11 protein-coding genes and 1 pseudogene are annotated in these 14,670 nt (G+C 42.4%); 8 read left to right on the forward strand and 4 right to left on the reverse strand.

What is annotated here, in order from left to right; all coding sequences use genetic code 11:
- Positions 1–188: 188 nt before the first annotated feature.
- Together ACESTK_RS12050 and ACESTK_RS12055 are read right to left on the reverse strand one after the other, a co-directional pair.
- Positions 189–1,301 (reverse strand): ABC transporter ATP-binding protein, encoded by a 1,113-nt coding sequence (locus ACESTK_RS12050; protein ID WP_118582627.1) that lies wholly within the window; start codon positions 1,299–1,301, stop codon positions 189–191.
- A gap of 135 nt (positions 1,302–1,436) precedes the next feature.
- Complete coding sequence (locus ACESTK_RS12055; protein ID WP_118582630.1) at positions 1,437–2,336, reverse strand: DUF89 domain-containing protein; 900 nt, start codon at positions 2,334–2,336, stop codon at positions 1,437–1,439.
- A gap of 847 nt (positions 2,337–3,183) precedes the next feature.
- On the opposite strand from ACESTK_RS12055, the gene ACESTK_RS12060 reads away from it, so the two are divergent.
- The 6 genes from ACESTK_RS12060 (at position 3,184) to ACESTK_RS12085 (ending at position 10,549) form a co-directional block, all read left to right on the forward strand.
- Positions 3,184–5,127, forward strand: a complete 1,944-nt coding sequence (locus ACESTK_RS12060) for a glycoside hydrolase family 127 protein (RefSeq protein ID WP_118582633.1) — start codon at positions 3,184–3,186, stop codon at positions 5,125–5,127.
- 87 nt (positions 5,128–5,214) lie between these two features.
- Positions 5,215–6,570 carry a sugar ABC transporter substrate-binding protein gene (locus ACESTK_RS12065; protein ID WP_204453968.1) on the forward strand — a complete coding sequence of 452 codons (1,356 nt, stop codon included), beginning with the start codon at positions 5,215–5,217 and terminating at the stop codon, positions 6,568–6,570.
- 204 nt (positions 6,571–6,774) lie between these two features.
- On the forward strand, positions 6,775–7,692 hold the full coding sequence (locus ACESTK_RS12070) for a carbohydrate ABC transporter permease (protein ID WP_118582639.1): 918 nt from the start codon (positions 6,775–6,777) through the stop codon (positions 7,690–7,692).
- A gap of 3 nt (positions 7,693–7,695) precedes the next feature.
- Positions 7,696–8,553: a carbohydrate ABC transporter permease gene (locus ACESTK_RS12075; RefSeq protein ID WP_226815327.1), complete on the forward strand. Its 858-nt coding sequence runs from the start codon at positions 7,696–7,698 to the stop codon at positions 8,551–8,553.
- Between the two features lie 160 nt (positions 8,554–8,713).
- On the forward strand, positions 8,714–9,427 hold the full coding sequence (locus tag ACESTK_RS12080) for a hypothetical protein (RefSeq protein WP_118582642.1): 714 nt from the start codon (positions 8,714–8,716) through the stop codon (positions 9,425–9,427).
- An 81-nt stretch (positions 9,428–9,508) separates the two neighbouring features.
- On the forward strand, positions 9,509–10,549 hold the full coding sequence (locus tag ACESTK_RS12085; protein WP_118582645.1) for a LacI family DNA-binding transcriptional regulator: 1,041 nt from the start codon (positions 9,509–9,511) through the stop codon (positions 10,547–10,549).
- Positions 10,550–10,650: 101 nt separating this feature from the next.
- Here the strand turns inward: ACESTK_RS12085 and ACESTK_RS12090 are convergent.
- Together ACESTK_RS12090 and ACESTK_RS12095 are read right to left on the reverse strand one after the other, a co-directional pair.
- A pseudogene (locus ACESTK_RS12090) lies at positions 10,651–11,223 on the reverse strand (ABC transporter substrate-binding protein); the annotation flags it as partial.
- The gene (locus ACESTK_RS12095; protein WP_227200929.1) at positions 11,198–13,156 is read right to left on the reverse strand and encodes a recombinase family protein; all 1,959 of its coding nucleotides are present in this window, start codon (positions 13,154–13,156) and stop codon (positions 11,198–11,200) included. The pseudogene ACESTK_RS12090 and the gene ACESTK_RS12095, both read right to left, overlap by 26 nt.
- A 208-nt stretch (positions 13,157–13,364) precedes the next feature.
- On the opposite strand from ACESTK_RS12095, the gene ACESTK_RS12100 reads away from it, so the two are divergent.
- Together ACESTK_RS12100 and ACESTK_RS12105 are read left to right on the forward strand one after the other, a co-directional pair.
- Complete coding sequence (locus ACESTK_RS12100) at positions 13,365–13,997, forward strand: GyrI-like domain-containing protein (protein WP_227200930.1); 633 nt, start codon at positions 13,365–13,367, stop codon at positions 13,995–13,997.
- 27 nt (positions 13,998–14,024) lie between these two features.
- Positions 14,025–14,618, forward strand: coding sequence for a GNAT family N-acetyltransferase (locus tag ACESTK_RS12105; RefSeq protein ID WP_373119841.1), 594 nt, complete (start codon positions 14,025–14,027; stop codon positions 14,616–14,618).
- Positions 14,619–14,670 lie beyond the last annotated feature (52 nt).

The following is a 14,670-nucleotide window of genomic DNA, read 5'->3' on the forward strand; positions in this document are numbered from 1 at the left end:
CTCAAGGTGTGCGTACACACGAAGCGCGTCCGGCGTCTGTGGCTTGGACTTGCTAAGTGTCCGGGTGTGCATTCGCACTAAATTCGCACTGCACCTGTGGGCTTACGCTCATTAAGTGCTCATAGTATACCACAAAAAAGCCCCAGGGGAAAACCCCTGAGGCCTAACTAAATTCATTCTTCTAAATATTAGTTGCAGATAGTAAGCTCTGTCTCTTTATCAAAGAAGTGAGATTTCTCCATATCGAATGCGAATTTGATTGTATCGCCTGTCTTGGAGTTTGTACGAGGATCAACTCGTGCTGTAACCTGAGTTCCGTTTACATCGAAGTACAGGAATACTTCAGCACCAAGAAGCTCATAAACTTTAACTGTAGATGTCATTGGAACGCTTGGAGAAGCTTCGATGAACATCTGAGAATCATGAATATCCTCTGGACGGATACCAAGAACAACTGTCTTGCCAACATAACCGCCGTCTTTCAGAACTTTCGCTTTTGCTGCTGGGATAACAATGTCATACTCACCAACTTTAGCAATAAGGTCGCCGCCTTTTTCAGCAATCTGAGCGTCAAGGAAGTTCATCTGCGGGGATCCCATGAATCCTGCAACGAACAGGTTGCCTGGCTGCTCATAAAGGTGCTGTGGTGTATCAACCTGCTGAACAACACCATCTTTCATAACAACGATTCTGGTACCAAGGGTCATAGCCTCTGTCTGGTCATGTGTTACATAGATGATTGTTGCGCCCAGTCTCTGATGGATCTTGGAAATCTCGATACGCATCTGAACACGAAGTTTAGCATCCAGGTTGGAAAGAGGCTCATCCATAAGGAATACCTTAGGATTACGAACGATAGCACGTCCCATAGCAACACGCTGTCTCTGTCCACCGGAAAGAGCCTTAGGTTTACGATCAAGAAGTTTCTCAAGGTCAAGGATTCTGGCTGCTTCTCTAACAGCTTTGTCAATCTGATCTTTCGGAACTTTACGAAGTTTCAGACCAAATGCCATGTTATCATATACTGTCATATGAGGATACAGAGCGTAGTTCTGGAAAACCATTGCGATATCACGGTCTTTCGGCTCTACATCGTTCATAACCTTGTCACCGATTTTTAATGTACCACCGCTGATCTCCTCAAGACCTGCGATCATACGAAGTGTTGTAGATTTTCCACATCCAGATGGTCCAACGAAGATGATGAACTCTTTGTCTTCGATTTCAAGGTTGAAATCTTTAACTGCCTGGAAACCATTCGGGTAAGTTTTGTTAATGTGCTGTAATGATAAGCTTGCCATGATTTTTCCTCCAAATTTCTAAATTAATTATTATAATCAAAATTGTTTCGATGCTTTTTTCATCTGATGTTAGTATAGCGAAAACCATCCAAAAGGGCTAGGGCAGAATCGTACAAACTTTTAAACAGTTTCTTGTCAATCTGACGAAAAAGCAGTAGCCTTTGGCGCTCGCTTCTCATTTATGAACATTCCTTGTAGTAATTTTGCATGAAAAAGCTGTTGAAACCAGTCACATTTGCATAAAAACAGGTAGTAGATGTTCAGTCCGCAGCCATGCATAGTCTCGTAATTTCCCTGACCTTTGGCAATGATCACGTCAGCATTATATAGAAGTTCTCTGGCGTGGGTACTGATCCCGTGAAGCCAGGTACCGCCTACGTCGTTTCCGTTTCCAAGTACAGGCACAACATCAGTAAGACCGCAAAATTCAGCGTCCTCCATGGTTGCGTCATTTCCAGCGGGCAGTCCGCGTACTAATGCTGTGATCCGTATATTTGGAAATATCTTTTTCAGAATCTGGATGGCAATTTTGTCCAGAACGATCTCACCGCAGTTATCGGTAATATATACAACATTCTCTGCCTTTTTCATATCCTGGCAGAATTGACGATATTCCTGTTCGTCAAGATCATCCTTGTTTTCACTTTTAATAAGAGAAAGTGCAGTTTCCTTGCTGACTTCCGGAAGCGCCGCAAAGTCGATATAGTTGCCGGTGCGGGCATAAATAAGTGCGGCTTTTAAGGGATCTTCTGAATAACGGATAGTGGAACGAAGCTCAGCTTCCAAATCCAGCATAAGCTGGTCATATTCTTTGTTGATCCGGGTGAAATCTTCCATAGGAACGCCCCAGAAGGAACAGTAGAATTTCTTCAGTTCTGTGGAGATGCTTGGAACGCAGTCGTCATCCTTTGGATGTTCAAAACGCTGGCGGATTGCTTCCATATATTGTTTTTTTCTGTCTTCGTCGTTAAAATGACGAATTTTTGCTTCCTGTTTGCGTATCTGACAGGCCATACATTTTGAATTTAATTTCATTCGTACCTCCTGAAAATAAGTTGCTGGCTAATTTTTCAATAACATTATTGAAAGATGCCAGGGCAAAAGATATTTTGACATTCACATCATTGAAAGAAACTATAATTAATGAAATGAGTGTCAAAAGGTCTTTTGGCACTCATTTGATACCCGGATTGCTACGCAGCTGCGCTGCTCCCGCAATCCTTCAAATATTCGAAATCCGCTGATTTACTGCGTAAATCGCTGCTTTCTCATCCAAGTTCAAAAGCCTTATTGTGCAAGCACGAACAGCTTTTTGACCTGTTGACACTGGTATCATAATTACTTACATTATAGCAGAAATTGTCTGACAGAACCAGAGAATGTTTGAAAAATAAAGTCACTGTTCACTGGTAACGTTCCGCGAGGCGTTTTTTGTGAACAAAGTTCACAGAAAACCCGAGAATTAAGTTTGCGCAGCAAACGCTACTTCTTGTGCTTGTCACAAGAAGGTTCGTCTTTCTGTGCTTCGCAAAGCGCGTTACTGCGAACGGAGCGAACAGTAACAAAATAAACTTGTACGTTATTTGAAAGGTTGTATGTCATAAAATGTATTATAGAGAGAAAATAATATAGAAAAACGTTTAATTAGACGAAAAATATAGTGATAATCCATAAAAATTAAGTATATAATCTATAAAAAAAGCTGAAAAAAATAAATAGTATTTACAAAATCCATTTGACGTGCTACTATCAGTTTAAAGATAAGTAAAACGATTAACGAGAAACCAGTAAACTAAAAGAAAAACATGGAATTAATCCGGTTTTTTATTTTTTACAAAGAAGATTAAACGATTAATTAAAATCGGCAAAGGCAGGTGCAAATATGAAAAAACACTTGAAACAGTTGGATCTGAAGAGAATCCGGATCACAGACAGTCTGTTTGGGGAATATGTGAATAAAGTAAGCGAGAAGATCATTCCCCATCAGTGGAAAATTCTCAATGACCAGCTGGAAGATTCAGAGCCTACCTATTGTATCCATAATTTCCGTATTGCCGCAGGTGAAGAAAAGGGAGAGAGAAAAGGAGTTGTTTTCCAGGACACAGATCTTTACAAATGGCTGGAAGCGGTTGCCTACACCATAGCAGGTGGCCGTGGGGAGCATCTGGAAGAGCTGGCAGATCAGGTTATTGATCTGATAGGGAAAGCACAGGAACCAGATGGATATCTGAATACTTATTTTTCCGTAAATGCCCCTGCGAAGAAGTGGACCAATCTGGTGGAGGGCCACGAATTGTACACAGCCGGACATATGATCGAAGCTGCTGTTGCTTATTACCAGGCTACAGGTAAGGAGAAAATCCTTAATATTGCAAAGAAAAATGCAGATCTCATATGCAGGGTGTTTGGTACAGGAAAAGGCCAGAAACGAGGTTATCCGGGACATCAGGAAATTGAACTGGCCCTGGTGAAGCTTTACCGGGAGACCGGAAAGAAGATTTATCTTCAGCAGGCCAGGTATTTTATCCAGGAGAGGGGCAGGAATCCTAATTATTTGCAGGCAGAAATTGCGGGAAGAGGACATCCGGAATTTTTTCCGGAGTTCGAGAGGTACGATCTGGAATATTCCCAGGCTCACAAGCCTCCTGTAGAGCAGGATGAGGCAGTTGGACATGCAGTAAGGGAAATGTATATGTGCTCCGCAATGGCTGATCTGGCCGGAGAAGATGCCGATTCAGGGCTTATGGAAGCTTGCAGCAGAATTTGGGAGAACATGACGACACGGCGGATGTACATTACAGGAGGAATCGGAAGCAGCGGCTTCCGCGAGCGGTTTACTACAGATTACGATCTTCCAAACAGTACCAACTATTCTGAAACCTGCGCATCTATCGGTGTGATGATGTTCGGGCAGAGAATGGCAGCCATCACAGGAGATGCTTCTTATTATGACTATGTAGAGAAAGCGTTGTATAACACTGTGATTGCAGGAATCAATATTGCAGGAGACCGGTACTTTTATGTAAACCCACTTGAGGTGGTTCCGGAATTTTGCACAGAGCACACTTACATGGAGCATGTGAAACCGGTAAGGCAGAAATGGTTTGGAGTTGCCTGTTGCCCGCCAAATGTGGGAAGAACCCTTGCTTCTTTGGGACAGTACATATACGCAGAAGATGAGGAAGGGGTTTATATTAACCAGTTTATCTCCTCTACAGCAGATACAGAAATCAAAGAGAGCCGTATGAAGATAAAAATGGATTCCACGCTTTTGCAGGATGGAAAGGTTCAGCTCCAGGTGCAGTCGTCCGGACCAGGAATCCTGAACATCCGCATTCCCTGGTACAGTGAGAAATGGGAATGTGTGCAGAATGGAATTTCCATAAAAACGCAGCCTGACAAAGGCTATCAGAGGCTTTGCATTTCACCGGGAGACACACGGATCAGTATTGATTTCCATGTGGTTCCCAGATGGATGGGAGCCAATGACCAGGTGAGGGCAGATGCAGGAAAAACAGCCCTGATGAAAGGTCCGCTGGTGTATTGCCTGGAGGAAAAAGAAAACGGCAGATTCCTTTCAGAGATTTTTGTAGAAGAGAACACTTCGATAGAAGAAAACGCTCCCGCAGAAGAACTGGTAGGAAATGTTCCAACTCTTTCCTATAAAGGAATACGTGTAAGAAACAAAGGTGCAGACGGCGAAAATCAGTTGTACGGAAGTGTAGAGCTGGAAAAAGAAGAAGTTTCTCTGCGGGCCGTTCCGTATTGTATGTGGAACAACCGGGGACAGGGGGAAATGCTTGTATGGCACAAGCTGCGGATATGACAGTATTACAGATTAACTTTAAAACAGTAAATGTTTACAGCGGCCAGGCAAAGCCGTTATAATAAGATTAAGAAAAGGAGAAGTAGTATGAAGAAAAAACAGTTATTGGGGATTTTACTTGCAGGTACAATGATGGTTGGAGCAGCAGTTCCGGTTTTTGCAGCAGATGGTGACAGAGTAAAGATCACATATGCACAGTGGGGAAATGAAACTGAGACAGCAGCTACACAGGCAGTTGCTGATAAGTTCAACAGCGAACAGGACAAGATCGAAGTAGAAGTAGTGAAGATCGATCACGATACCTACGTTACCAAGCTGAATGCCATGGCTACAGCTGGTGAGCTTCCGGATACCGGTATTATGAGTGAGGCCGGCGTGCTGAAATTTGCAGAGAACGGACTTCTTGCAGACATCAGCTCTATGTATGGTGAAGGCGATGCCAAACCTCTGGATTGTCTGACATTCCGTTACGACGGCACACCAGTTGCATATTCTGCAGCAAACGAAGTTCTGAACCTTTGGTACAACAACGATCTTCTGAAAGAGGTTTGTGAGAAGCAGGGAATCGATCCTTCAGAGGTGACTCCTCCGGCAGATGCTGAGGATGCATGGGATTGGGATACTTTTGTCCAGACAGCACAGAAGCTGACTCTGGATATCAATGGAAAGAATGCTTTGGATCCTGATTTTGATCCGGACAATGTAGATATTTACGGATGTACCATTAACACACTGCCATGGCAGCTGGAAGTATGGGCAAAATCCAATGGCGGCGGATATTACAGCGAAGATGGCTCTGAATGCACCATTGACTCTCCGGAAACGGTAGAAGCACTTCAGAGAATCGCAGATCTGTCAGACGTTTACCACTGCGCACCTCCTGTAACAAGTGCTGCTAATGCTCTGGAATCCTCCCTTGGAAGCAAAAAGGTGGTTATGGCAACAGACGGTGCATGGAACGTCGGCACCTTCCTTGGACCAAGCGCTGATTTTGATTACGGTGTAGGTGTTCTGCCTTACATGAAAGAAAAAGTTACTATCTGTACTGGTGGACCAAACGTGGTATTCTCCACAACAGAGCACCCGGAAGAAGCTATGGAATGGCTGAAATGGTATTATCAGGAAGAGAATTCCTGGTCCCTGATCGAGGCTGGAACATGGATGCCGATCCTGGATTCCTGGTACACAGATCCTGAGAAAACAGATAAATGGATCAACAACCCGAACTATCCGGATAAAGACATGTACAAGAGCGCAGTTGTGGATTATGCTATGAACAACGCACAATCTACCTCCTGGTATTATGTAAACGGAACTGAAGAGTTCAACGCCACACTTGATTCTGTATTCTCCAGCGTATGGGCTGGTGAGGAGACCATGGAAGAAGCGATTAACGAGAACCTGGAAGAGCTTCAGGATATCTTTGCTGAGAACAATGGCTGATCGGAGCTGTTCATACAGGCTCTAGAGCTGGTTATTTTATAGCAAAATAGTGAACGAAACAGTTACTGATAATAGGTAACATGAAGCAGCAGTGAAAATCTGCTGAAAAATAGGAAAAGCAACTGGACTGACCGGTTACTGTCCAAGGATATTATTTCATATTACTGACAGATACCGGTCAGCTCCCTTTTAAGAGGTGCGGGCATGAAAGCAAATAAGAAAAACAAAATAAAAGTGACATCAAGGGCCGGTAGAAAAGAAGAAAGGACCGCTTATCTCTGTCTGATACCGGCATTCCTTGGAGTAAGTCTGATCAGTTATCTGCCGACACTGGCAGTATTTGTTTTAAGCGTATTTAAGTGGAATGGTCTTTCCTCACCGGAGTTTGTAGGTCTGGAGAACTTCCAGCGTATTTTTACAAAAGATATTTATTTCGCAGATTCTATAAAAGCGACAATTTTGTACGCTCTTCTGGCTGTGGTAGGCGCTATTATCTATTCTCTTCTGGTAGCCCTGCTTTTGAATATGAAAATATGGGGACGGACATTATTCCGTTCTGTTTTCTTCATTCCATACCTTTTGCCTGCAATCGGTGTTTACAAAGGATGGCAATGGTTATATGAAGGTAACTTCGGACTTTTTAACTTTGTCCTTCGAATGGTGGGACTGAAACCTCAGAGATTCCTGGACAGTCCGAGTCAGGTAGTACCTTCCCTGGTAGTAATTGCAATCTGGACAAGCGGCAACCTGATCGTGGTTTTCCTTGCAGGACTTCAGAATGTACCGCGGGTTTACATGGAAGCAGCGGAAATTGATGGTGCAAATGCATGGCAGCGCTTCTGGAACGTTACCATTCCAAGCATTTCCCCGATTATTTTTTACAACGTGCTGACTGCCCTGATCACACACCTGCAGGTTATTAACCCGGCGCTGGCTCTTACAGATGGCGGCCCAGGAAAAAAGTCCATGTTTATGTCCTATGTTATTTATCTTTATGCATTTAAGAAAAACAAACTGGGATATGCAGCTGCTTATTCTGTGATCTTCTTTATCCTGGTTGGAATTTTTACGGCAGTACTCTTTAAGACGCAGAAAGAACAGATTTTCGGAGAGGGGGAATGAGAAATGGCTGGAAAAATGGCAAGCAGAAAGAAAAAAGAAAAAGCCTTTAATGTTCTGGCGTTTTTCATTGTACTGATTCTGGCTGCATTGGTACTTCTTCCCATCTGGTGGATTTTCCGTTCTTCCCTGATGAGCACGGCAGCATTGAATGAATATCCGCCTTCCTTTATTCCTCATGAGTGGCTCTGGTCAAACTATTCCAAAGCGCTGGAGACTTTTGAGTACTGGACTTATTTTAAGAACACATTCACCATTATCATTCCGGCAGTTACCTTTGGTACCATCACTGCGATTTTTTGCGGATATGCCTTTGCAAGACTTCGTTTCCGCGGGAAAAAGCTGATCTTCAACATCTGTGTTGGCACGATTCTTCTTCCGGGAATGGTAACCTTGATTCCTCTGTATATTTTCTGGACAAAGGGAATGGGACTGGGTGATACATATTGGCCGTTGATCTTGCCGTTCTTAACAGGTGGTGGCTTTTTCAACATTTTCCTGATCCGGCAGTTTCTGATGACGATTCCAAAGGAACTTGATGAGGCGGCTTCCATTGACGGGGCTGGAAGAATGAGAATCCTATGGACAATTCTTGTTCCTTCAATTAAACCGGCGGTAGTTGTAGTTGGAATGATGCTGTTCATCCAGATATGGAACGACCTGCTTCAGCAGATCATTTACATTAACAGCATGAGCAAATTTACCTTTGCCATTGCGCTGACCAACTTTACCGGCTCATTCGGAACTAACTGGCCGGTGGCACTGGCAGCCACGTTTATGACAATCCTTCCTGGTATTGTGATTTATATCTTCGGGCAGAAGAGCTTTGTGGAAGGAATTGTGCTGACTGGTATGAAAAATTAAATTATAACAATATTAACATTTTCAGGCAGGGCGGTGGTCCTGCCTGTACGAAATTTAAAATGAGGATGTAAAAAGCCTCTTTTTCAAACACGCTCTAAGACAATGCTTTGTGGGGTGTATGAAGAGGCTGTAATCAGGCAGTAATTTTGAGGAAAAGCATATGAGACTGACAAAAAGATTCATGGACTGGTATCAGGGAAATAATGATAAGGAGAAAGAGACGCCAAAGGGCGGTGTGAAGAGAGTTGGTTATGTACTCTGGAATTACGCCGGCAGACTGGTTGGGGCAAATGTGCTGTTCCTTTTGTGCTGTATTCCAATCGTGACGATTCCGGCAGCTCTGTCAGCACTGAACCGTTATCTTTCGGCGATTTACCGGGTAGGATATGGTTTTTCCCTGGAGGATTACTGGAAAGAATTTAAGTCTGATATTCTGAAAAATCTTCCGGCGGGAGTGCTCACCGGCGCTCTGGGATTCTATTCCTGTTATCTGCTCAGTCTTGCTGGAAATTTCGGCAAGGGAACTACCCATGATGTGCTGATTGGGTGTGGGATTGGTGTAATGATCTTTGCCATACTTATTGGTGGATATTATTTTGTAATGTCCGCTATGTTAGACCTTGGCGTGGGGGTATTGCTGAAAAATACATTTCTCATTATGGTATTGGAATGGAAGCTGAGTATGGTGATCGTAATCACTGTGGTAATTGCCGGCGGAATTTTGCTGGCACTGGCACCATATTCTCTGTTTCTGCTGCTTACGATCGGCGTTTCTTTTCCGCAGATGGTGATATATGCCTGTGTGGACAGGGCCGTGGAGCGAAGGGTGCTGCAGCCCTTTGAAAAATTACAAAGTAGAAGAGCAGGGGAGTAGAGATGGCGATTGTGGCTGTGAATAAAATATGATAAGATTGTGATAGAAAGAATTAATAAAAAAACCGGAGGGAGAAGTTCCATGCCGACCATAAAAGAAATTGCAAAAGCCTGTAACGTATCAGTTGCGACTGTTTCCAATATTATAAATCATAAAGGCAGCGTTGGTGATGCCACCAGGGAGCGTGTAGAGAAGGTGATTCGCGAGATGAATTATACGCCTAATTATGTTGCCAAAAATCTGAAAACCAAAAACACCAGAAGTATCGGTGTTATTGCAGAAGATATGACAGTTTTTGCTCTTCCTGATATTATCGACGGCATTACGGAATACTGTGAGGAAGCTGATTACCAGATTCTTCTTGTAAATCTCCGTCTTTATAAGAAATTCCAGGATAATTATTACCGTGATAACCGTCACAAAGAAATTGTACGTCAGGAGTTCCAGAAGCTTCTGGCAAAGCAGGTCGAAGGAATTATTTATGTGGCTGCCCATGAGCGCCTGATCGATATTATCCCAGAGGATCTGCCCATTCCAACGGTAGTTGCTTATGGCTTTACTGGCAGTGGGAAAATCCCATCTGTAGTGGTGAAGGATATCAAAGGTGCCCATGATCTGGTCAGTTATATTGTTTCCAGAGGACACAGGAAAATTGGTGTTATCGCAGGTAAGAAGGAGAGTATTCATACCCAGTCCCGTCTGGAGGGCTACCAGAAGGCTTTGTTCGAAGGAGGGATTCTCTATGATCCGGATATGGTTACTTATGGGGACTGGGATCGGCAGAGTGGCTATGAGAACACGGATATTCTTTTGGAAAAGGGTGCAACAGCTATTTTCTGTATGAATGATTTCATGGCTGGTGGAACCTATGACCGTTTGGAAGAGCTTGGGCTTCATGCTGGGAAAGATGTGGCTGTGGCTGGCTATGATAACCGTGAAATGGCATGCTATGAAAAGCCGCCGCTTACTACCATGGCTCTTCCTCTTCATGATATTGGCTATAAAGCCTGTCAGATCATTATTGGGATTCTGACAAAAGAAGAAGTGGAGTTGGATAATGGAAATTGCTTTGTGGAGTGTATTCCTTGTATTCGGGAGTCGGTGAATGCGGTGGAGGCATAGAGAACGGTATTTGCTATTTAATGTGTTGAAAAATTCTTCAGGAGGGACGCATTGTCCAAATGCGTCCGGAATAACGACCAGCACATTAAATAGCAACTTTTTTAAGAAATCGCAGCTTCAGCGAATGCAGTTGTAACCAGGTTTTCACAATCTGCCCTGTCAGATAATTCTCCTGCACTCTCCAGAATATCCTGCAAAAGTTCAAAACTATCTTTTTCGAATATCAGATTCTCTTTCCAGGTATCCTGCTCATAATAACGCTTGACAATTTTGGTAAGGGTATCCATATCTGTTTCCGGGAATTGAGGGGAAATCACCTGCGCAATTTCCTCAGGGGAATGGCTTTGTACATAGTCCATGCCTTTTTGAAGGGCGTTTGTGAAGCTCTGGATAATCTGTGGGTTTTCGTTAAGAAAGCTGGTCTTTGCACTGTAAGAGGTATAGGGGACATAGCCGGAATCCACGCCCAGAGAAGCCACTACATAGCCTTTTCCTTCTTTTTCCAGGGCGGTTGCAGAAGGCTCAAATTCAACAGTAAAATCTGCCGACATGTCACCGGTAAATGCAGCTGCAGTGGAACCAAAATCAATACTCTGGTCGATTTCCAGATCCGACGCCGGATCAATATTATGATTCTTTAAAATATACTCAAATACCATTTCCGGCATGCCACCTGTCGTCTGTAACACAATGTAAATATCCGTTCGATAGCTGTTTTGCAGTCATTTCTGCAGATAAATTAAACGTTTCTGGCAGATAGTCACTGGCAAGCAATGTGATTTCTTTTTTTGCTTTTACGATTCTGTATGGTTTCAGCGAGTTTTCGGTAGGCTCCAGAATGCCAAGGCTTTTCGCCAGTTCAATATATGGCAGAATACTCTGCTTTGTCTTTTTGAATCCCAGGTCTGTGATATGTTCGGACAGATATTTGGCGGATGTGTAGCCACGCGTATCTTCGGCAATCAACATCAGCACAATGGCAATGATCGTATTTTCCCTGCGGTTCATTTCATTGGCAGGGCTGTAGCTGATCAGATTAGATAATCCATATTTTAAAGTTATTTCCGGCATTCCATCTTCGTCTACCACAATTTTTTCTATGAGTAGTTCAATATCCCTGCGGTCAAGTGTTCCCCCGTCAATAATCTTATCTACGACATCAAGAGCATTCCGTAATGTATCTTTTACATCCGGTGTTTCGATTGCAGTTTCGGCTAGCTCTTTTAACTGCATTTCAAGACCATGAATCTGAGCCAGTAAATCTTTTTGCATGGAATCATAAGTCTCATGAATCAAATCCTCATTTCCGGAAGAGGTAGCCAGGTCTTTTACTTTTTGTGTGAGTAAAACTTTTAACTGATTTTTTCGGTCAGATATTTCTCCATGCAGTTCCTTTCGTTTTTCCTCTACTGTTTTCTTTTCAGCTTCAAAATCTTTTAAATCGTAGGTAGCAATGACTTCACAGAGTGCATTTCTGCACATTTTGATATAAGTCAGAACATCCTCCATCAAATTATCTTCTTCAATCAGATGAGCCTTGGAGCAATAACGTCTGCCTTTGGTATTATATGTCGTACAGATATAATATTTCCGTTCCCTGCTGGATGTCTGGCGCTTAATTGGTGTAAGACGACTTCCGCAGTCCTTACAATACAGACAGCTTCCGAAGGGATGGGGAATCTCTGAACCAAGCCATTGTCCCCGGCTTCCACGATAATTCGTGCAGTTACGCTTTTCTTTTAATTCCTGCATCAGTGAAAAGGTTGCTTTATCAATAATCGCCGGATGATGATTTTCAAAAATACATTGTTCTTCCTTTGGGACACGTTTGTCCTTTCCATGAACGGTATTCCTTGCACGCTTTTTCAGCCGGAACGTTCCAATATAAAAATCATTGTCCAGGATTTCTTTTATCATGGCATCCGACCATTTGGAAGCGACCAGCCTTTTGGATAATCTTCCCTCTTCGATTTCGCGTTCCCGCTGGATCATAGAAGGTGTAGGTGCACCATGTTCTGTCAGATACGTGGCGATTTTTCGATAGCCGGAACCGGAAAGATATAAGTCGTAAATTTGCTTAATATATTCTGCTTCTTTTGGTACGATTTCCAGAATCGTCTTATCTTTTTCATTGCGCCGGTATCCAAAAGGCGGTCTGGTGATCAAAGTTCCTTCTTTTTGCCTTGCTCCGATGGCTCGTTTGATCTTTTTACTGGTATCTTTCACATACCTTTCATTAAACCAGGTTTTGATACCAATGGTGTCATCACTGGAATCCATAGAATCATAATTATCATCAATGACGATCAGGTGTTTGCCACGTTCCTGAAACTCATCCAGAAGCAGAAGCACCTTTGCGTTATGTCTGCCAAGACGGGAGAAGTCTTTGACGTATACGGTATCAATCTCTTTATCCAGATCTGCCATCATTTGACGAAATCCCGGTCTGTCAAAGATATAACCGGAAATTCCATCATCTTCATACCAGCGGTCAATTTTTACACCATGATCATCGGCATATTGACTGATGATCAGCTTCTGATTTTCTATGGAAACGTAATTTTTCTTTTCATCATCTCTGGAGAGACGGACATATCCTGCATTCATAATTGTTCCTTTCTAAATGTAAATACAAATGTTATGCACTATGTAATTTTATTATATATATAATGGGTAAGAAAAAGTATATAGTCAAATTGAAGGAATTTAAACATATGAAATATTTGATATTGAAGATAGATTGCGAAAACATGTGAGATTTGATATGATTTTAAGAAAATATTTAATAGATTTTGGAAATTTGACGGAGGTAGTTATGGCTTTTGATTTTAAGAAAGAATATAAAGAATTTTATATGCCGAAGAAAAAACCAGAGATTGTAAATGTCCCGAAGGCTAATTACATTGCAGTCAGAGGTAAAGGCAATCCAAACGAAGAAGGCGGTGCATATCAACAAGCGATTAGTGTTTTATATGCTGTTGCATACACATTAAAAATGAGTTACAAGACAGATTATAAAATTGAAGGTTTTTTTGAATATGTTGTCCCGCCATTGGAAGGCTTTTGGTGGCAGGACGATGTCGAGGGTGTAGATTATACAAATAAATCTGCTTTTAACTGGATTTCTGTCATTCGTCTGCCTGATTTCATTTCTAAAGCTGATTTTGACTGGGCGGTAGAAACAGCAACAAAAAAGAAGAAACTCGATTGTTCATCCGCAGAGTATCTTACGATTGATGAAGGATTATGCGTCCAAATTATGCACATAGGTTCTTTTGATGATGAGCCAGCAACCGTTGCGCTTATGGATACTTATTTAGAACAAAATGGGTATGTGAATGATATTAACAAAGATAGATTGCACCACGAGATTTATATGTCTGATGCAAGAAAGGTTGCCCCGGAAAAATGGAAAACTGTAATTAGACATCCAATTAAGAAAGCGTGAAATCGAAATTTAGAGGAGTAAAATATTATGAATCCTGAAATAGATATAAGTAATGTTATCCTAAAAACAGAGCGTTTGTTGATTCGCCCGTGGCGGCAATCCGACCTTGATGACTTTTATTCCTACGCTTCAGTAGATGGAGTCGGGCAAATGGCGGGTTGGAAGCCTCATGAAAGCAAGGAAGAATCTAAGATTATTCTTGATATGTTCATTAGCCATAAGAAAACATTTGCACTCGAATATCAGGGCAAAGTAATAGGTTCTGTTGGGATCGAAAAATACAATGAAACTCACTTCCCGGAATTTAAAAATAAGAAATGCCGTGAGATAGGCTATGTTCTGAGCAAAGAATATTGGGGACAAGGTTTGATGCCGGAAGCGTTGAAAGAAGTAATTCGTTTTCTCTTTGAGAACGCTAATCTTGATGTAATCTTCTGTGGTCACTTCTTGTGGAATGAGCAATCTCATAGAGTTCAGGAAAAAAGTGGTTTCAAGCACTATGCATTTGATACCTATGAGACAGCATTCGGTACAACGGAAGAAAATGAGGTAAACATTCTAAAAAGAGAAGATTGGGTATTGCAGCAAATTCCAGCTGTGCGCCCAGCTAAGGGTGTGTAGTCAAGCCGGTGGGATTCCGGTTTATCCAAGGTTTAGCCAACCAGATAATAGC

Source organism: Ruminococcus sp. Marseille-P328 (genome assembly GCF_964249465.1).
Lineage (GTDB): Bacteria > Bacillota > Clostridia > Lachnospirales > Lachnospiraceae > Blautia_A > Blautia_A faecis.